At 39.6% G+C, this 18,999-nt stretch carries 15 protein-coding genes; 6 read left to right on the top strand and 9 right to left on the bottom strand.

Going from position 1 to position 18,999, the window contains the following annotated elements; translation table 11 throughout:
- The first annotated feature begins 587 nt into the window (after positions 1-587).
- Both B5D29_RS07350 and B5D29_RS08830 read left to right on the top strand, forming a co-directional pair.
- Positions 588-3,794, top strand: a complete 3,207-nt coding sequence (locus B5D29_RS07350; protein WP_078768935.1) for a hypothetical protein — start codon at positions 588-590, stop codon at positions 3,792-3,794.
- Between the two features lie 12 nt (positions 3,795-3,806).
- On the top strand, positions 3,807-3,935 hold the full coding sequence (locus B5D29_RS08830) for a hypothetical protein (protein ID WP_273472140.1): 129 nt from the start codon (positions 3,807-3,809) through the stop codon (positions 3,933-3,935).
- Between the two features lie 92 nt (positions 3,936-4,027).
- Here B5D29_RS08830 and B5D29_RS07345 read toward each other — a convergent pair whose 3' ends face one another.
- The 9 genes from B5D29_RS07345 to B5D29_RS07305 form a co-directional block, all read right to left on the bottom strand.
- Positions 4,028-4,483, bottom strand: a complete 456-nt coding sequence (locus tag B5D29_RS07345; RefSeq protein ID WP_078768934.1) for a nucleoside deaminase — start codon at positions 4,481-4,483, stop codon at positions 4,028-4,030.
- The gene (locus tag B5D29_RS07340; RefSeq protein WP_078768933.1) at positions 4,480-5,511 is read right to left on the bottom strand and encodes a CPBP family intramembrane glutamic endopeptidase; all 1,032 of its coding nucleotides are present in this window, start codon (positions 5,509-5,511) and stop codon (positions 4,480-4,482) included. Before B5D29_RS07340 ends, B5D29_RS07345 begins: the two co-directional genes overlap by 4 nt.
- Before the next feature lie 18 nt (positions 5,512-5,529).
- Positions 5,530-6,405 carry a UTP--glucose-1-phosphate uridylyltransferase GalU gene (gene galU, locus B5D29_RS07335; protein ID WP_078768932.1) on the bottom strand — a complete coding sequence of 292 codons (876 nt, stop codon included), beginning with the start codon at positions 6,403-6,405 and terminating at the stop codon, positions 5,530-5,532.
- Between the two features lie 18 nt (positions 6,406-6,423).
- On the bottom strand, positions 6,424-7,416 hold the full coding sequence (locus B5D29_RS07330) for an RING finger protein (protein WP_078768931.1): 993 nt from the start codon (positions 7,414-7,416) through the stop codon (positions 6,424-6,426).
- 114 nt (positions 7,417-7,530) lie between these two features.
- On the bottom strand, positions 7,531-8,445 hold the full coding sequence (locus tag B5D29_RS07325; protein WP_078768930.1) for a DNA/RNA non-specific endonuclease: 915 nt from the start codon (positions 8,443-8,445) through the stop codon (positions 7,531-7,533).
- A gap of 35 nt (positions 8,446-8,480) precedes the next feature.
- Positions 8,481-9,503, bottom strand: coding sequence for a hypothetical protein (locus B5D29_RS07320; RefSeq protein WP_078768929.1), 1,023 nt, complete (start codon positions 9,501-9,503; stop codon positions 8,481-8,483).
- 75 nt (positions 9,504-9,578) lie between these two features.
- Positions 9,579-10,301: a tyrosine-protein phosphatase gene (locus B5D29_RS07315; protein ID WP_078768928.1), complete on the bottom strand. Its 723-nt coding sequence runs from the start codon at positions 10,299-10,301 to the stop codon at positions 9,579-9,581.
- 27 nt (positions 10,302-10,328) lie between these two features.
- Complete coding sequence (locus B5D29_RS07310) at positions 10,329-11,258, bottom strand: CpsD/CapB family tyrosine-protein kinase (RefSeq protein WP_159443433.1); 930 nt, start codon at positions 11,256-11,258, stop codon at positions 10,329-10,331.
- A 2-nt stretch (positions 11,259-11,260) separates the two neighbouring features.
- On the bottom strand, positions 11,261-12,049 hold the full coding sequence (locus tag B5D29_RS07305) for a YveK family protein (protein WP_078768926.1): 789 nt from the start codon (positions 12,047-12,049) through the stop codon (positions 11,261-11,263).
- A gap of 172 nt (positions 12,050-12,221) precedes the next feature.
- On the opposite strand from B5D29_RS07305, the gene B5D29_RS07300 reads away from it, so the two are divergent.
- The 4 genes from B5D29_RS07300 (at position 12,222) to B5D29_RS07285 (ending at position 18,943) form a co-directional block, all read left to right on the top strand.
- Positions 12,222-14,924 (top strand): MGH1-like glycoside hydrolase domain-containing protein, encoded by a 2,703-nt coding sequence (locus B5D29_RS07300; RefSeq protein WP_159443432.1) that lies wholly within the window; start codon positions 12,222-12,224, stop codon positions 14,922-14,924.
- Positions 14,925-14,939: 15 nt separating this feature from the next.
- On the top strand, positions 14,940-16,619 hold the full coding sequence (locus B5D29_RS07295) for a metallophosphoesterase family protein (RefSeq protein ID WP_078768924.1): 1,680 nt from the start codon (positions 14,940-14,942) through the stop codon (positions 16,617-16,619).
- Between the two features lie 111 nt (positions 16,620-16,730).
- Complete coding sequence (locus tag B5D29_RS07290) at positions 16,731-17,363, top strand: hypothetical protein (protein ID WP_078768923.1); 633 nt, start codon at positions 16,731-16,733, stop codon at positions 17,361-17,363.
- A gap of 83 nt (positions 17,364-17,446) precedes the next feature.
- Positions 17,447-18,943: an MFS transporter gene (locus tag B5D29_RS07285; protein ID WP_078768922.1), complete on the top strand. Its 1,497-nt coding sequence runs from the start codon at positions 17,447-17,449 to the stop codon at positions 18,941-18,943.
- The last annotated feature ends 56 nt before the right edge of the window (positions 18,944-18,999 follow it).

The following is an 18,999-nucleotide window of genomic DNA, read 5'->3' as shown; positions in this document are numbered from 1 at the left end:
TGAGAAAGTTTCTGAATTTCGTTTTCTTGCGAACTTTGCTGTACCTCGTCAAAACATATTCCGTATAGAACAAAACAAAGTTTTGTAAGTATACTACATATGTTTTTCCTCTTTCCAAAAAATCCACGGATTTTTTGGAAGCCTTATATATGCTTGTTCGCAAAAAACGAAAAACGCCAAAAAAGCTGTAAGTTCGATACTTACAGCTTTTTAAACCCCACCGTCAACACTTCGTGTTGCCACCTTTACTGCGTAGACGCCCCCTTTTGTCTGCGTTGCAGACATTTCCCCCGATTAACGGGGGAATCACCTTGCATCAATGGGAGGCATAATTGGTTGAATACATTTGGCGTGTTTCAGGAGCTTTATCGACAGTCTTAGTTTTTGTCTTGTTTAGTTAATTTTCACAATAAATTATAGTGTATTTGTGTATAAATAGTTTAAAATTATGTTAAATTTTTGTTGATTTAAAGCCATAATTATGGTAAAATATCCATAAGTAAAACTATGCTTTTGTGTTCAGACATTTGGGGAGAAAGTCTGCAAAAGTTTTATCAGAAAAATAGAAACATATGGAGGTTTTTTTTATGAAAAGGTTTTTCAAAAGAACAATTGCTTGCTTAATTGCAGTGTTGATGGTTGTTTCTTCATTGCCATTCACAGCACTTACAGCTAACGCAGCTGATTCATCAACTGTTTCCAAACAAATCAGTGTAAAATCTTATGGACTTTTTACAAACGAAACAGGAAACAGATGGGGTGGCACATATGCAAATGTCATTAATGATGCTACCGAGAACATGTTCGACATTGGTTTTGTCAATTTTGACATCAGTGGCTTCACAGCAACTGAATTTGATCAAATCAGCCCTGTTTATTATAATTTCTTTGCTAAAAGAACAAGTGGCAAAAGGGTTCCTTTGCATGTAATGTATCCTACAAAGAATCAAGCATACTTTGCAGGCGACAGCAATGTTGTATGGAACACATCCGGCAACGCAAAAAAAATTGATGCGTCTCTTTATAAGGATATTTGGTCAAACCCAATCAATACAAACGGTCGTGCAAATAGTGCAAAGCAAATTTTCGGCTTGCAAAATCTTCAGACGATTACACTTGCAAATCAAGGTGATTCTCGTGATTGCAGTGTTGATATTGTTGAGGCAATCAAGTCTGCCAAGGCTGCACGCCTTTCTTATGTAACAATCGTATTTATGCTTGCTAACGGTGAAGCTGCAGGCGATTTTACTGACGCTTCGGGTAATAGCTATTCTGACACATCTGTTTATTATTTCGGTCAGAACGGCAGTCCTGACACTTTTGCTTTGGATGTAAATGTAACAACAAGTTTTGATGCAGATAAGCAATATATCGCTTCAATGATTGACAAGGGCGCTCCTACATATAATTATTTGGTCAATGACAGTAGCAGAGCTCTTTCAAATCAAGCCGATTATATGAAAAATATTGCTTATTCCGGATCATGGACACAAACTACACAAAATAAGGTTCTTGACAAAAGTGCAAATAATTTCAATTTTGCTTCAAATAACCTTAATAGCTTGGTTGCCATTTATGATTCAGAAAACGCAGATATAAGGATTCCTGTTACTTTTGAAACAAAGGATGCCAAAACAGGAACATGGATTTGGTTATATAATGGTTTTGACCATATTGCGTTAACAAATGGCGGTCCGTTTTCATTAGGCGGACAAAAAGATGGCAGTCCTATGTGGACTCGTTCTACAAGTTGGACGGATTTATCAAATTCTACTGATTCTTCACATGATTTTTCGTCAGATTTAAATGTGGACATTTCAAGATCAGAGGAAAAGGGTAAATACGGCGACAGGAGATATGATCTTCAAGATGCCAAGCAATTCAAGAATTATATTAAATTCACTCCTGATGATTCATTCAACAATAATTATTATTCAAGTTTGAATAAAATTGAATATACAATTCAGGCAGACTTTTCGGTATGGTGGCGTACAGGTTACACACCGATGAGTAACAATGTTACGACTATGAGCGTTCCTGTAAACTATTCTGTAATCAATTATCTTCCACTCAAGAATCTCTTGAACGACGAAGAATTGAAGTCAAATTACAGAATGATCAAGGCAAATGAGAGCAAATATGTTGCTTCTTCACTTGATAATTACTACAAGGCTCTCGCAGCACTTTACAAGTTTAATCTTACAGACGGACTCACAGAAGAAACAGTTGCAGCCAAGGCTTCCGAAATGAAAACTTTGATTGAAAACTATGATAAGTACAAAAATCCTGAAATTCAGAAGTATACATTCACTTTTGAAAAGGTTGACGGTTCACCGGTTACTGTTGAGGCACAGGATTCTGAAACAGCTCGCTTATGGGCAGTAACCGGAAATAATGCTCCAAACACAGCTGCTACTAAAAAAACAAGCAAGGATGCAGAATATCACTCTTGGACAACATATTCTTGGCCGACTGAACCGGACGCAAACAGAGTTTTCAAGGAAGTTCCAAAAGAGAATACCGAAAAGCATACATTAAATAAAGAACACATCTGCACAAAATGTGGTGAATTCATTGCTGACGAAACTGCATATAATGGTGCTGTAACCGAAGCTGAATCAATCGTAAACGATGAGCAGTACACAGCTGAATCAAGAGCACAGTATTCTGCTGTTGTTGAAAAAGCAAAAGCAGACAAAAAAGACGCTGCAATGCAATCTGATATTGACCAATTGGTTGCACAGATTCTTTCTGCAAAAACTTTGCTTCGTAAGACACAGTGTGTAATTACATTTAACAGCTTGTCAGAAGACGCAACCAACCCAAATTTGATTAAAACAAAACCTGTTGAATACGGAACACAGCTTAAATTAGAATACACTCCAACAAACGGCGAAAGCGTTAAGGCTTGGATTGTAACAACAGATAACGGCAGCACTGTAACAACTGTTAAAACACTTGCCGACAACTTCACTTTGTATGTAACAAAGGAAGCAGAAGTTACTGTTTGCACAGTTTCAAACCCATCAACAGATACAGCTAAGTATTCAAAGGTTGTATTCCTTGGCAAGAACAGCAGAGTTGTAGCTGTTAAGTATCTTAAGGAAAATGTAGATCTTCCAACAGATTCAGTTCCAGCTCCGAAGATTCCGTTCTATTCATTTGCAAGTTGGGATAAGTCAACTGTAACAGGTACAGGCAGTGATATTTATGTAACAGCAACCTACACTCCTGAACAAACAACAGAAGACCAAATGTGCAAGGTTTACTTCAAGGGCTTTGAAAATGGCTATAAGGCTTACACATATAACAGCTATGTAAGACTTGAAAACACCGAAGAAGGCAAGCAATATGCACTTGCTACTGATGAGGCAGGCGTAAACATTCTCACATACCTTGATGACACAAGCTTCTTTGCTCCAAAGACAGACAAGATTTATGTTGTTGAGGTTACAAGAAAAGAAGCAAAGGTTGCTATCACAGGTAGCTTTGCAGAGGATGTTGTAGATGAAAAGGGCAACACAATGGCATCTGCTGTGTTCAACTGTAAGTTCTATCTCCCTACAGATTGCAAATTGATTGAATGGGGTGCAGAGATTTCCGCAAACGGCAGAACAAAGGTTGTTAAGGGCGATTCTCTTTCATCTCATAATGAATACACAATCAGAATGAAAGTTTCAAAGACTTCGAGCATTCAGGCATTTACAGGCAGAGCTTATGTAACATATAAAGATAGCCACGGAACTGTTAATACTATTTATTCAGATCCTGTTGAACAATCACTTAATAAGTAAGGAGTTTTGAATATGAAAAAATTTGAACCACCTAAAAGTGAATTCATCAAGTTTCTTAATAGTGATGCAATCACAACATCATACGGCAACGAAACAGGAAGCGTCTGGGACGAAGAATCTTCAGAGGAAAACACTTATTAAAAAAATGGGGCGAACATTTTGTTCGCCTCTTTTATATTGAAAAAAAGGACACACTATGTTGGATTTGAATTCCTTATAGTGTGTCTTGATTTTTATTTTTTCTTGTTTCTTAATTCTTTAAAAAACGCTGTTAGCACGGCTTGTGCTTCGTCAGCCATAATTCCGCCCACAATTTGAGGTTTGTGATTATATGGCAAATCGTTGAAGTTGACAACCGAGCCAAAGCTACCCGCCTTGTTGTCGCTCGCACCGTAGTACACGGTCTTGATTCTTGAATTGATAATCGCTCCCGCACACATTGGGCACGGCTCAAGGGTGACATACATTTCACATTGCCACAGTCGCCATCCTCCGAGCTTTTTGCAAGCCGAATCAATAGCTTCTATCTCTGCGTGATAAAGTGCGTTTTTGCCGTATTCACGCCGATTTCTGCCTGTGCTGACAATTTCGCCATCCTTAACGATAACAGCACCGACGGGAACTTCTCCCTCAAGTGCGCTTTGCCTTGCAAGGTCAAGCGCAGTTTGCATAAATTTGTTTTCTGTCATATCTTTGTGATGTATTGCTTTGTTAATGCAATGAGAATTCCAAACGGAACTATCAAGCCCGGAATCATGCAAGCAAGTTTTGTTGCAAAATTGTTGTCATAAAGGCTTTTGATTTTCTTTTCAGCTTTGAATGATTTTGTTATGAGCAGATAAACAAGCGAAACAACTGCAAGAACGCCAAGAATAATCATAATGACTACTGCAACAATGTTTGCGGTTTTTTCATCTGTTGCTGTTGTGACAATGTCGTTAACAGCCGATCTGCCGTTGTTCAGAGCGTGAATAACCATTGCAATAATTACATTGTCGGTTTGTACGGTGATATAAGCCAAAATTAAGCCAACAAGAAATGCAAATACAAATTGAATAACATTGCCGTGGACTAATCCAAAAATGATGCTGACCATAAACACAGCAAATCCCTTGCCGTATTTTTTGAGTGCACCAAGGGCACAGCATCTAAATGCAAATTCTTCAAAAATTGCAGGTGCAAATACAGTTGCCGCAACCATAACAATGCAGGTGAGAAGGTCGTTTGATGTGCCGAATTCATTTTGGGTCAATTCGTATCCAAGCACATTTTTTACAAATGTCATCATAAATGATACAAAATAGTTTGCCAAAATGGTGAATCCCATTCCCAAGAAAACCCAAGCTGTTGCTTTTAGTTTTCCAACCTTTTTGGCAGGGAAGAACTCACTTGTGAAGTTGCGTTTTAGTATCAATGCAGCAATGCCGAACGCAGGGAACATTGCAAGCAGGTCAACCGCAACTATGTTGAATGCGTATTTGAACATTGTTGAGTTGTTGTAAAGGTCCGACAAACCGAGTGTGTTCATCATACTTGCCCAAAAGACTTGCAAAAAGAGATACAAAATAATTGCACCGCCGAGTACAAATCCAACCTTTACAAGCTCGCTTCGTTGTTGTTTTTTTGCGTAGGCAATTTGCCTTTGCATCATAATATATTGTGCGTTTTGTTGCTGATAATATTGATTGTTTTGTGGATTATAATAGTTGTTGTTCATTCTTTTTCCTTCCGAGGATTACAAGGTTTTTGAAAGTTCCTTTATGTATTCCTTCATTTTGTCGGACAATTCGGGATGTTTGAGTCCAACTTCAATGTTGGCTTGCAAAATTCCGAATTTGTTGCCCATATCGTATCTTTTGCCGTCATAGTCAACAGCAACAACACCCTCGTGTTGTGCAAGCGTTCTCATAGCGTCAGTGAGCTGAAGTTCGTTGCACGCACCTTTTGGAGTGCTTTCCAAGATGTCAAAAATTTGCGGAGGCAAAATGACTCTGCCCAAAATTGAAAAGTGAGAAAGGATTTCGTTTCTTTTTGGCTTTTCAATCATATCTGTGCATTTGTAGCAGTTGCTTTCAAGCGGTTCAACAGCAAGAGAGCAGTATTTGAGGATTGATTCGGTATCAACCTCTTTAACTCCCACAACGCCTTTGTCGTATTTTTCATATACATCAATGAGCTGTTTTGTAACAGGATTGTCAGAAATAATTACATCATCGCCATATAAAACCGCAAACGGCTCGTCACCGACAAATGCCTTTGCACAAAGCACAGCGTGACCCAATCCGCCTGTTTCTTTTTGGCGCAGGAAGTAGATGTTGCCAAAGTTTGCACAAGCCTTTACAGAATCCAAAAGATCCTTTTTGTCAGGATTTTCTGCAAGTTTTGTTTCAAGCTCAAATGCGTGGTCAAAGTGGTCTTCAATTGCTTCTTTGCCACGGTTTGTGATGATCAGTATTTCCTCAATCCCACTGTTGAACGCTTCTTCAACAATGTACTGAATAGCCGGTTTGTCAACTATGTTGAGCATTTCCTTTGGCACTGCCTTTGATGCAGGGAGCACTCTTGTGCCCAATCCCGCAGCAGGGATGATGGCTTTTCTGACTTTTTTCATGCTTCTCTCTCCTAAATTTTAAAACATTGATGTTACAATATAAAATACAAAATATGCAACCAGCGGTGCAAAAAATGTCACTCCGCCTTTATTGCCAAGGTACAGTCGTTTCATTTGACTTTGGTCAAGGTCTGCATCCATACCGAAAAGTGACGATTGGATGAAGTTTGCGCCGTTGTCGAGCTGTTCCGAAACACTTTTGATTATGGCAAATACCGTGCCTTTGTAAAAATAATCGGCAAACATTGCAATTATTATTCTCACCAACAGCAGAGCACCGAGCATAATGTACATAATTTTCACAGCCGTTTGTGCGTCCGATGCGTTCATGATTGCTGACATATCGGGCATTGCGGTTGATCTCGGGTCATAGGTTGAAACAAAGTTCTGAATTGCTCCCATATATTTTGGAGCAAATTTGAACAATGCGGCATCTCCGACCAAGACTATTGAAAACAGTACGCAGAAGAATGCAACTCCTTGCTTGTACATTTTTCTGAACAGCAGATAATATGAGCCAAAGAAGAATGCACCCCAGTTCCAACTTATTTTGCTTTTTTTCGCTGAAAAATCTTTGAATTTTTCAATAAATCTCTGTGGGTTTGTTCGGATGGTGGCAGCAATATCGTTGATGTTCACGCCGTCAATTTCGCCCTGCTCCTTGTATTCCGGAATGTCAAACTGAATAGTTTGAATAGTAGGGAACGGCATTTGAGTCGGCTGATTTTCGCCTTGATTTTGATTTGTTGCGTTGCTGTTTCCGTCAGCAGGCGGTGCATAATATTCACCGGTATTTGCGTTGTGTTGCTTTGGTGCTTCCGGAATAATCGGCTTGTGCTCATCCAAAAAGCTGTATCCGGATGCGTGCAAGCCTTTGTTTACGCAGTGACCTGTCAAATTGTAGCACTCTCTGTGGTGAGGTGTGCCACATTCGGGACAGGTAACTATATCATCGTCCTTTGTAAATTGCTTGTTGCAAACAGGACATTTATAATCTTCATAATTAGGCATATAATTCTCCTGAAATATAGTTATTATTTTTATTATACTTATATAAGCATAAAAAATCAAATATTTAATTAAGATTTGATTAACTGTTTATAAATTGTGGACTGCCAATTAATATTAAGGGTTGCATTGCGAACAAGGCGAATAGCCGTTTTTCACAAGATTTTCTTTGTATCCCGTGTATGCTTTTTTGTTTTCGGATTTTATCTTTTTGGCAGAAGGACAGTCCTCCTTGTGAAATTTCTTTGTGTTGATGTTGACGATGTATTTTTGCTTTTCGCCGTTGTCGATGGTTTCCGCTTCATTGCCTACATATTTGCTGTTGCCGGTTTTGTAGTCTATTTCTATATCAGGCTGAACATTATAGCAGTAAACATTGAACTCAACACCTTCGCCGTCATCCTCAATGCTGTATGCTTCCATCTGTACGCCTCGTGCAACAAGTTCGTCATCCTTGAAAATCGGAGTAACTCTGTATAAAACATGGTTGCTTGTGGTTTTGACATAGGTTGCAACTTTGTTTTCAAACGGCAACATTCCCTCAATGTTGAGGTATCGTGTGCCTGTGATGAGGTTGTTTGGATTTGCGTTTTCGGCTGAGAGCTGATAGCCGATCAAGTGGCAACGATTGTACAAATATCTGCCGTCAACATTGCTGTATTTGGCAACTTGCCAGCCGGTCGGTTTGACAGAACCTATTGCCCCACGCTCTTCGGTCGGCATAAGGTCTGTTCCGATGTTTGCAATGCACGATGTGCATCTGCCAAGAGAATCGAGTTCGCCGTATTTTTCAAATGATTTTGTGTAATCCGTTTTTTCAAATTCGGGAACATTGTTGTTGATTACCGTATAAGGATAAACCGTGTACGGTTCAACTTCACTTACACTTTCGCTTTGTGCAATTTCGGTATATTGCGTTGTCGTTTCTTTTTCTTTAGAAACGGTTTGTTCGATGTTTTCAAATTCACTGCACGCTGTCAACATCAAAATTGCCAACAGCAGAGATATTATTTTTGCAAATTTTCTTTTCATTCTATCACCGTCTTAATAATAACATATTATATGTATTATATCAAACTTGATTTTTTGTTGTGCAGGTCAACAACTATTATGACACAGCTTGCAAGCAACATCAAACTCAAACTGCTGTTTATTTCGCTTGCAATCGGCGTAATGTTTGATATGTTGCTGAACACCTCTTGTTCGGGCGCAAAAAGAACAATGTAGCCTTTTCCCAGGAAATATGATATTATTCCGCCGGCAAGCCGATGAATGAAAAAATCAAAGTAGTTCATATTTACTTTTTTGATTATTCCAAACAGCTGAAAATGTATGCAAAATCCGCCGAAACATAAGAAAAAACAAAGATAGGGCAGGGAGATATTTTGTTTTGCAGAAAATACGCCGTTTGTAATTTCGATTATTGGCATTATGGATTTTGGTATGTTGAATAATCCCGACAATGCCGAAAAGAAGGTTATGTATCCGCACATAATGGCGATGCTTTTTGTACTGTTTTCAACAGAATTCACCAACGCAGTTGAAAAGTTTTGCTTTGTTATTTTTGTGTTTTTATATGATTTGGGCTTTTCAAACAGGCTTTCCGCAATGCATATTATAAGTGACGACAGCAGGTTGATGGTGTAAATAACAACGCCGATTTTGGTGCTGTTTAGTTTTATTGTTCCGACTGCCGTGACGATGAAAGCAACTCCACCGCAAAAGTTGAATCGTAGCATTTGTCTTGATGTGTGCTTATCTATTGCACCGTGTTCAAAAAGTTGCTCTGTTAGGAGTGCGCCTGTCGGATAACCGCCGATTAATCCAAAAATTATTGCACACATTGCAGACGGCGGGAACTTCAATAGTTTTGCAATAGGTGTCAGTAAAAACTCGAAAAATGTCGAAGCCTCGCTTTTTATTGCCGTGTTGGTCAAAATCAAAATCGGCAACAGAGAGGGTACAATTATGTTTATGCACATTTTCATTCCGCTGATTGTTTGTGCCTTTGCTTTTGTTGAAAAAACAATGAATAAACCTATCAGTAACAGTAAGAATATTGTTTGAAAAACGGTAACCGCTTTTTTCATATAAATCACCGTTATATTATATTTTGCAATTTGACAAAATAAAACCTCGGACTAACTTGATGTCCGAGGTTAATTTTATATTCCCGAGGTCAGGATGTTTGAATTTTTGATGAGAACATCAACAGCTTCCTGTCCGCTCTTTTTGATAATTTCTTTTATTCCGTTTTCATATTCCGGTGCTCTGCTTGACAGATTGTGGCAGTCAGAACCAATGAGGTGAATATGACCTGTGTTGAGCAGTTTGATGAGCTTTTTCTTCACGCTTCTGTGAGAATCAACAAATGAAGAAATGTTGACCTGCGTAAGACAACCCATATTGATATAATCTTCCAGCTTGTACGGGTCATCCATAAGAGCCGGATACCTTTCAATATGAGCAAGAATAGGCTTTGCACCGTAATCACAGTACATATTCATAAGCCTGTCGTATGTGTTTTCAGAAAAACTGCTTGAAAACGGATGTTCAATCAAAATATAATTTGAACCTGCTATTTTCAGTTCATCAATATTCGGATTGTTGAACAAGTACCTGCTGATGTAAACTTCGGCAGCAGGAATCAGCGTTGGGCTCCCGCTCGGAAGTTCTCTTAAAAGCTCGTTGAAAGCCTTGTCACGGCGTCTTAAAAAATCATCAAGCGAAATATTGTCCGAATAATAATGGGGTGTAAGAATTATTTTCTTTGCACCCTGCCTTTGCAATTTTTCAATCATAGCAAGGCTTGTTTCAATGTCAGGTGCTCCGTCATCAACACCCGGCATAATATGGCAATGTGTTTCCACAAGATTTTCAATAATCATTATATCAATCCTTTACTGCCGCAAAATTTATCTTTTGTTCTGTCGTGGATCGTACGGAGGTGTGTTGTAGCCGTATCCGCCGTAGCCGTATGAATCATAACCGCCTTTTGCTCCGTATCCGTATCCACTGTATCCGTATGAACCGTAACCGTATCCGCCATATGTTCCGTATGAACCGTATGAGCCGTAGCCATAGCTGTTCTTGTATCTGCCGTAGCGGTAACGGCCGTATTTGCCGTAGCCGTATTTTGAACGACCCGATTCGGCAAAGTTTACAACAAATCCGAGAATTTTTGCATCAATGAATTCAAGCGCTGAAATTGCTCTTTGAACTTCGGGATGAGTTGACTGGTTTGAACGAACAACAAGCACAACTCCGTCACTTTCTCTGATAACAGGAAGTGCGTCCGAAACAACATTGATAGGTGGTGTGTCAATGATTATGTAATCAAAATCATTGCCGATTTCTTCCAAAAATTCCGCCATCGGTTCACTGCCGAGGATTTCAGCAGGGTTTGGGGGAATTGAGCCTGAACATAAAACCGAAAGATTTTCGTATTCTGTTGCGTGAATAACAGAAAGCAAATCTGTTCTGTTTGATGAACCCACTTTACTGCCGAGATAATTTGTCAGTCCCGGTGAGTTAGGCACAGAAAAATAGTGATGAATTTTTGGCTTACGCAAGTCACCGTCAATGAGCAAAACTTTTTGGTTTGCCTGTGCAAGTGCAATCGCAATGTTGATTGTGGTTGTTGTTTTGCCTTCGTTTGGTGTTGAAGATGAGATTACAATGGTTTTGCATCCTTTTTTCATAACCGAGAACATAATGTTTGTTCTGATGCTTTTGTATGCTTCCTCTACTCTGAACTTGAGAGAAGGGTCCATTTCGATGTCTTTCAAAAGTTGGCGGGATGTTGAATTTGTTTTAGCAGATTTTTTGTTGCTTTTCTTTGCCATAATCATTCATCTCCCTTCGATGTCTTGCTGACATAAGGCTCGTCAATAGCCTTAGCTCTTGTTGTGCTCTTGATTTCATAATTTGGAATGTTGCCAAGAACAGGAATGTTGTATTTTTCAACAAGTTCCTCGCTTGAACGAATTTTGATGTCAAGCAAGTTGCGCAAGATGATGTATGCACAAGCAATTACTATGCCTGCAATAGCACCGATTGCACATTTCTTTGTGTATCCTTTGCTTCCTGCGGCGGATGCTTTGATAGGCTTGTCCTCAACGCTTGCCTGAACAAGTCCGTTGTTTGTTCTTTTCATCATTTGTGGAACTTCCGTTTCAAGCTGATGTGCTATTTCGTATGCCATATCGTTGCTTTGGCAAGTAACGGAAATTGTGAACATAGCCGTGTCTTCAACCGCTTCAATCAGCATCGACTTTTTTATGAAGTCGGAAGTGCAATTCGAATTTATTCGTTTGTTCAAATTTTGAGCAACGGTCGAAGCAAATTCGTTTGTGTTCATTATCTCGATGTATGTAGCAAGCATCATCGTGGTGTAATTCATTTTGCTTGTGTTGCTGGTTCTTGTGTCATCGGGGCTGTTGTATGAACCTTTGATTTCTGATTTTGTGTCCACCGCATAGGCAAGAAATTCAACTTTTGAAGTATAGGTGAGTTTTGTGATGTTTGCTGTGTAAAAAAAACCAAGCAATGCACCGACAAGGGCAAATGCAACTATAACTTTCCATTTTCTCAAAAGAGATACAAGTATTTTTCTAACATTTTCGTCAATATTCATGCTTTAACTCCTTTGTACAGTATTTTTCATTATAATATAATAACTTTAAAAATATGTTTTGTCAATAATTTAATTGTCAAAAAAAGAATTATATTTGAATAAATTATTGACAAAGAAACAATTTCCTATCATAATGAAAATTAAGTTTATATAACAAACTATGGAGGATAATATGGCAAAAAAATCACTGGGGCCTATGCCGTTTTGGGGTCCTTATTCAAAGAAGTATATGGGACTTTCAAGGGTTATGGGCACTATCAACAACAAAAATGCAAAATCAACAGCTGATGCGGTGCGTTTTGATTTTGCGGTTCATCCGACAATTTGGAACTCGTCTACCCCTGTTCCCAATGTAACCGTTCCGTCAAGCTACCATTTGTGGAAGTGTGCAACGGACTATTCGTTCTATTCTTACAGATATGAATTGATGTGGAAAGATATGGTGTACGCCGATGTTTCGTTTTCAAAAATAAATGACGAAGCGTATCTTGCAAGAGTTGAATTCGTAAACAACACCGATTTGTCGCAAAACACGGTGCTTAACTTCTTTTCATCACTCGAATTTCCAAATTCAAAGGAATACTACATCAAGGCTGAAGATGAAAATTACAAACTTGTCAAGGCAAATGATTATGCGGAATATTCTTATGCAAAAATCAGACCGTGGGAAAATGAAACACCCGACGGTATGTTCAGAGGAATGTTCAAGAGCGAGGAATTTTATCTCGGATACGGCTTGGGCGACAGATGTGATAATGCTCATGTGCACTATTTGGGACTGAAACCTTTTGGCTGTGAGGCAGGGGATAAGGTTGCCTATAAACTTTCGGCAGACGGCATTGACAACCCTGTTGTTGCTGTCAGATATAAAACTGTAACCGACGGAGACGCAAAATTCGCTTTGAACGGCACGGAAATCATTTTGCCTCACAGTGATGCATTGACAATTGTTGAACTTCCTTTTGCGGAAGATTTTGAACTTGTCAGCCTCGGCGGTGCAGGTGTTGAACTTGATTTTGTTGCTGTTTATGAAAAAGGCAACAGTCTTGAAGTTGTTGAAATAAAGCACGATTTTAAACCTGAAATTTCAACAAAGAAAAACGAAAACGGCTACACCGTTGATATTGATTATCATTATGACGATTGCAAATTCAGGGTGATTACTTCAAATCCAAACACCCGTTTCCGCACACTCGACAGCGGAAGCCTTGAGGATGCACTCATCAATCGTCTTTCAAACGGCGACCATACATATGACGCTTTGAAAGAAACTTTTTCAGGTTCGTTCAAGCATAAAAACTCGGATGACGGCTTCTTCCAAAACACTCTTGTAAAGTCGATTTTTATTGAACCGCACAGCACTCATATTGAATATGCGGTTGTTGCAAAGTCTGATTTTGAGCCTTTGAGTTGTGACGAATATGAAAAAATATATAACGAACGCAAAACAGCAGGTGAAACCGCAAAGTTCAACAAAAGTGGCGAAAAGTACGCTCTTTCAACCGATATTTTGCGTGCAACTTTGCTGACAAATACGGTTTATCCTGTTTATAAGCACGGCGAAAATGTTATTCATCACACACCGGGCAAGCGTTGGGACAGCTTCTATACTTGGGACAGCGGATTCATCGGTATGGGACTTCTTGAGTTCAGCAATGAACTTTGTCAATATGCACTTGATATGTATCTTTGTGATGATGACAACGATGATTTTTGCTTCCTCCTTCACGGTTCGCTTGTGCCGACACAGTTTGTGGAATATCTTGAACTTTTGAAGCGTACAAATGACAAGGCAAAACTTGATTTTATGTATAACAAAATGAAGCTGTACTATGAATTTTTGCGTGGCAGAAACCATAATTCAACCTGTGCAAAGTTTGGCAACGGACTTCTTACAACCTATGATTATTGGTATTCTTGTTCGGGTATGGATGATTATCCGGCTCAGGTCAAGATGATTGCCGACAAGGCGGAGGAATATTCTTGCCCTTGTCTTTCTACAAGCCAAATTATTCGTGCCGGTAAGATTATGAAAATGGTTGCCGATTATCTCGGCAAAACAGACGATATTGCCGTTTATGATGCGGATATTAAGTTCTCAACAGATGCACTCAACAATTACGCTTGGGATGAGGAGTCGGGATATTTCGGCTACACTATGTACGATAAGGACAAAAATGCTCCTTATATTATGAAAACCGAGGACGGCGAAAACTGGGATAAAGGCTTTGACGGAGTTTATCCGCTTATCGCAGGTGCGGTTGACGGAGAAAGAAAGCAACGCTTGATTTCTCATATCAAAAATCCAAATGAAATGTGGTCAAATGCAGGCGTTTCTGCTGTTGATATGTCCGCCTCTTATTATTTTGATGACGGCTATTGGAACGGCAATGTTTGGATGAGCCATCAGTGGTTTGTATGGAAAACAATGCTTGACAACGGCGACACAGATTTTGCGTTTGAAATTGCAAACCGTGCACTTGAAATGTGGAAAGAAGAAACCGATTTCACCTACTTTACATATGAATGCTTCGGCATCAAAACCCGCCGTGGCGGATGGTTCCACAACTTCGGCGGTTTGTCTGCTCCAATTTGCATTTGGGCAAACGCTTATTACAAGCCGGGAACGGTTACAACAGGTCTCGATGTATGGACCGATTACCAAAATGTAACCGATGACAGTGCCGAGATTTCGTTTAAGTATTTCGGCAACAACGAAAAATATTCCATGATTGTTACCCTCAGTGATAAGAATTCGTACAAGGCTACCTTTAACGGAAAAGAAGTTAAATTTAAGCTCCGTAACGGCAGTTCATTGGAATTTACATTTGACAAAGATGTTGATAAGGGTATACTTAAAATTGAAACTTTGTAATTGAAAGGTAAGAATATGGCATACAAAATTGTAGGCTCAAACAACGAGCCGCTTAAGGTTCAGTTTATTACTGATGTTCATTATTATTCAACAAAGCTCGGTACTCACGGTAAGGCTTATGACAAGATGGAATCCAAGTCGCAGATGGTGATTAAGGACAGTTCTCTTGTCATCAAAAGAGCCTTTGATATGCTGTGTGAGGACACCTCAACGGATATTGTTCTTATTTCCGGAGATACCACTCACGAGGGCGAAATACAGTCGCACAAGGAATTTATTGAGATGCTCCGTGACCTCAAAAAAAGAGGCAAGAGAGTTTATGTTATAACTGCTACCCACGATTTTCAGGATGACGGCATTGCCTATGCTTATGAGGATGATGAAAAGGTCGAAGTTCCTGCCGTTGGCGATAGGCACGATTTGTGGGATATGTACTATGAGTTTGGACCAAACGAGGCTATTGCCGTGCATAAAGAGTCTATGTGCTATGTTGTTCAGCTTGCACCGGGTTATCGTTTGTTTGCACTCAATGACGACACAAATTACAAGCCGGAGGGCGAGCATGGTTCAGGCTTTTCCGATGACTGTATGGCTTGGATTATGGAACAGCTTGAGGATGCAAAAAAGAACGACCAGTTTGTAATTGCAATGACTCATCATCCTATGATTTCACCGTCACCGTTTTATAACATCATCGGCGGTGGCAATATGCAAAGAAATTACGAAACAACACGAGAAATCTTTGCGGATGCCGGTCTTTCCTGTATGCTCACGGGTCACACCCATGTTCACGACATAAGCGATATTACAACCAAAAAAGGCAACAAGTTTTATGACATCACCTGCGGTGCACTTATCGGCTGTCCGCCTGTAATGAGGAATGTCACCTTTGACCCAAAAAATTCAAAGATTGATGTTGACACTGTTTTTGTTGACAATGTTGACGGACTTGACACTGACGGCAAGAGTTTTCCGGATTATATGAAAAACTTTTTCTTCGGTATGATAAAGGAAGTTTTGTGGGCAATGGGTCATGATATTGACCGACTTGCAGAAATGGCAACTGCTTTTTCGGTACCGGGCGAAACTGTCAAAAAGTTTGCGTGGATAATAAAACCTGTCGGCAAGTTTCTTGACAAGTTGACCTTCAAGAAAATTTGGCGACTTTGCAAAAAGGAATGCGGTCTTAAAAAGTCCGATATAGCCGATATTGCGAATAATAAGGTTATTGATTTTATTCTCGAGCTTATCCAAAACCTGTACTGCGGTGATTCTCCGTATACTCCGGATACAAGGGAATACAAGCTCACCTGCGGTTTACTCAATGTAATTGACGCATTTTTGAATACAATTCATTTTTCAATAGGCAAGGTGCTCAAAGGTGCAACTTCGGTCAGAAGTCTTGTTGAGCCTCTTCTTTGGAACAGCGGTTATTGCGATGCCGAGGCAACTCTTCCGCTTTATCCGATTTATGATGAGCAAAACCCTGCCCCCGCTTCTGCTTTTGAACAAAAGAAGTTTGAAGATACTGTTAATAAGAGCAAAAAAGGTCCTCTTGTGCTTCTTGTTCTTATTCTCATTGTAATTCTTCTTCTTGCAATACTTGCCGGCATAGTTGCACTTATCGTGTGGGCGGTTATCGCTATTATTCACGCGATTTCGGGCACCGCTATGCTCGGATTGTTGTTCTCATAATTTTTGTATGTTTTTACTAAAATAATTGTTGCATATTGGAATAAAAATTGTTATAATGATTTAGTAAATTCGCTATTTACATAGAAAACATAATTTTTAAGGAGTAAATTTATGGCAGACGAAAAGAAAAAATTCAGTCTTGGTGGCATTGATAACGCTGCTGAAGAAAAGGGTAGTTTCATCAAGACTCTTTGGCAACTTGTAAAGTTCCTTGTTGTATCGGGTCTTGTAACAATCATTCAGTTGGCACTTGCGGCTTTGCTTCCTTTGGTATGCGACCAAATCCACACATTGCTTCCTGAATTTTTAAGAGGCATTTTTACACCTACAATGTTCACAGCAGGCTCAAAAGAAGCTACAAAGTATGTTATCGACGGTGTAGTAACCTGGGGTTATGTACTTCCGTTCCTTCTTTCAAACCTTATTGCTAACATTTATGGTTTCTATCAGAATAAAAAGACAACATTCAAGTCTGATTCTGCTTGGTACAACTTTGTTATTTACATCGTGCTTCTTCTCGCACTCATCCTCTTCTCAACTTGGATGCAGGGTGCAATCGTTGGTGCACTTCTCAAGGTTGAAGCAAGCAACTGGTTCCTCAAGATAGTTACAAACGAGTCTATCGCACGTCTTCTTGCTTCTATGGCAGCAGGTTTTGTTCAGATGGTAGTTCTCTTCCCAATGGAAAAGTTTGTACTTATGAGAGAAAAGAAAGACGATACAGCAGAGGAAAAGGCTGCATAAGTCACATTTTTATAGCTAATAATGTTGAAAGGGCGGTTCGGTGGAATCGTCCTTTTTTGTCATAATTTTAAAAAGGGGTTATTATGGACGAAAGATTAACTTATACCAAAAAAGAAGCCGGTATGTTTTTAACCGGTCTTTTCGGTCAAAATCTTATTTACAATGTTGTTACGGCAGGGCTTTACTATTATTTTCAAAATGTAATTTGTTTGCCGGCTGTGGCACTCGGCTGGATTTTTGCAATCGCAAGAATTTGGGATGCAATCAACGACCCGATGATGGGCTCGATTGTTGACAGAACACGAACAAAATGGGGCAAGTGCAAACCTTATCTTCTTTTTGCTCCGCTTGTAATTTGCGTGATTACATGCGTTTCATTTCTCAATGGAAATTATGCCGTGGCTAAAGAAAACGGCAATACAACCGCTATGGTGCTGATCGTAACTTGGGCAGCTGTGTCTTATGTTCTTTGGGGTATGTCCTACACGGCGGGCGATGTTCCGCTTTGGGGCGTCATCAGCCGTATGAGTGAGGTTGAAAAAGACAGAGCAAATCTTATCGCACTTGCAAGAATAGTTGCTTCCGTTGCGGCAGGTCTCGGTATTGTGTCGGTTGTTGCTCTCAGTCAGGCGGCTAACAAAGCATTCGGCGAAAGTGAAAATGCACAAAAGGGCTTTATCGTTGTCGGTATCGCAATGACGATTGTGTCGTCAATCCTTTTTGAATGTGCAGGCTTGGGCGTTAAAGAACGAGTACCTAATACTGACGAAAGAAAAACGATGAAAGAATCGTTTGCTCTTATGTGGAACTGCAAACCGTTCAGAAGACTTTTGATTTCCGGTATTCTTCGTGCTCCGCTTCAGCTCCTCGCAACAGTTGTAATGACTTTGTTTACATATTACTACTGCGGCGGCGATTTAACCAATGCGTTCAGCAACGGCAAAACATTCCTTACCGTTGTTATCATTGGCGGTGCGTTCTTTATCGGTCAGTTCGGTGCAACGGCACTTTGCCCTGTGCTTATGAAAAAGATTGATGTAAAAACGCTTTACAATCTTACAGGTTTTTCCGCTTTGCCTATGGCTTTGCTGTTTGTTACTTATCTTATCGCTCCTACCGAACTTGCCAAAATTGGTTGGGTAGTCATCGACGGCGTACTGCTCCTTTTTGCCGGAATCGGTTTTGGTGCGGTTATGATTTGCCAAAGCGTTATGATAAGCGACTGTATAGACTATGAGGACTATCATCATAATTACCGTCCCGACGGTGTGTTTTTTGCAGGTCAAAGCTTTATCCAAAAGTTTTCAACGGGTATTGCTTCAATTATTTCGGCTTATGTCTATGCCGCAGTCGGCTATTCCGATGTTAACATTGAAAAAATGAATACAGCCATTGCCAACGGTGCGTCGTTTGCAACCGATTTTCAAAATTATTCAAAGGCAATGTGGTTTTTGCTCACAATTCCGCCTGCAATCGGTATGGCAATTTCAATCATTCCTACCATTAAATATGAGATTACAAGCAAATCTCATCAAGAAATGCTCAATGTTCTTATAGAAAGACATAAAGAAGCGGAATAATAAAAATACAAACGGACTTTCTTGCAATTGTAAGAATGTCCGTTTTTTATGTTAAA

Source organism: Eubacterium coprostanoligenes, from assembly GCF_900167205.1.
GTDB lineage: Bacteria > Bacillota > Clostridia > Oscillospirales > Acutalibacteraceae > Eubacterium_R > Eubacterium_R coprostanoligenes.
This window is presented reverse-complemented; position numbering and strand designations above follow the sequence as displayed.

Coding starts and splice junctions, on each gene's coding strand:
- B5D29_RS07350 (WP_078768935.1), top strand. CDS start 588: ATGAAAAGGTTTTTCAAAAGAACAATTGCTTGCTTAATTGCAGTGTTG.
- B5D29_RS08830 (WP_273472140.1), top strand. CDS start 3,807: ATGAAAAAATTTGAACCACCTAAAAGTGAATTCATCAAGTTTCTTAAT.
- B5D29_RS07345 (WP_078768934.1), bottom strand. CDS start 4,483: ATGACAGAAAACAAATTTATGCAAACTGCGCTTGACCTTGCAAGGCAA.
- B5D29_RS07340 (WP_078768933.1), bottom strand. CDS start 5,511: ATGAACAACAACTATTATAATCCACAAAACAATCAATATTATCAGCAA.
- galU (WP_078768932.1), bottom strand. CDS start 6,405: ATGAAAAAAGTCAGAAAAGCCATCATCCCTGCTGCGGGATTGGGCACA.
- B5D29_RS07330 (WP_078768931.1), bottom strand. CDS start 7,416: ATGCCTAATTATGAAGATTATAAATGTCCTGTTTGCAACAAGCAATTT.
- B5D29_RS07325 (WP_078768930.1), bottom strand. CDS start 8,445: ATGAAAAGAAAATTTGCAAAAATAATATCTCTGCTGTTGGCAATTTTG.
- B5D29_RS07320 (WP_078768929.1), bottom strand. CDS start 9,503: ATGAAAAAAGCGGTTACCGTTTTTCAAACAATATTCTTACTGTTACTG.
- B5D29_RS07315 (WP_078768928.1), bottom strand. CDS start 10,301: ATGATTATTGAAAATCTTGTGGAAACACATTGCCATATTATGCCGGGT.
- B5D29_RS07310 (WP_159443433.1), bottom strand. CDS start 11,258: ATGGCAAAGAAAAGCAACAAAAAATCTGCTAAAACAAATTCAACATCC.
- B5D29_RS07305 (WP_078768926.1), bottom strand. CDS start 12,049: ATGAATATTGACGAAAATGTTAGAAAAATACTTGTATCTCTTTTGAGA.
- B5D29_RS07300 (WP_159443432.1), top strand. CDS start 12,222: ATGGCAAAAAAATCACTGGGGCCTATGCCGTTTTGGGGTCCTTATTCA.
- B5D29_RS07295 (WP_078768924.1), top strand. CDS start 14,940: ATGGCATACAAAATTGTAGGCTCAAACAACGAGCCGCTTAAGGTTCAG.
- B5D29_RS07290 (WP_078768923.1), top strand. CDS start 16,731: ATGGCAGACGAAAAGAAAAAATTCAGTCTTGGTGGCATTGATAACGCT.
- B5D29_RS07285 (WP_078768922.1), top strand. CDS start 17,447: ATGGACGAAAGATTAACTTATACCAAAAAAGAAGCCGGTATGTTTTTA.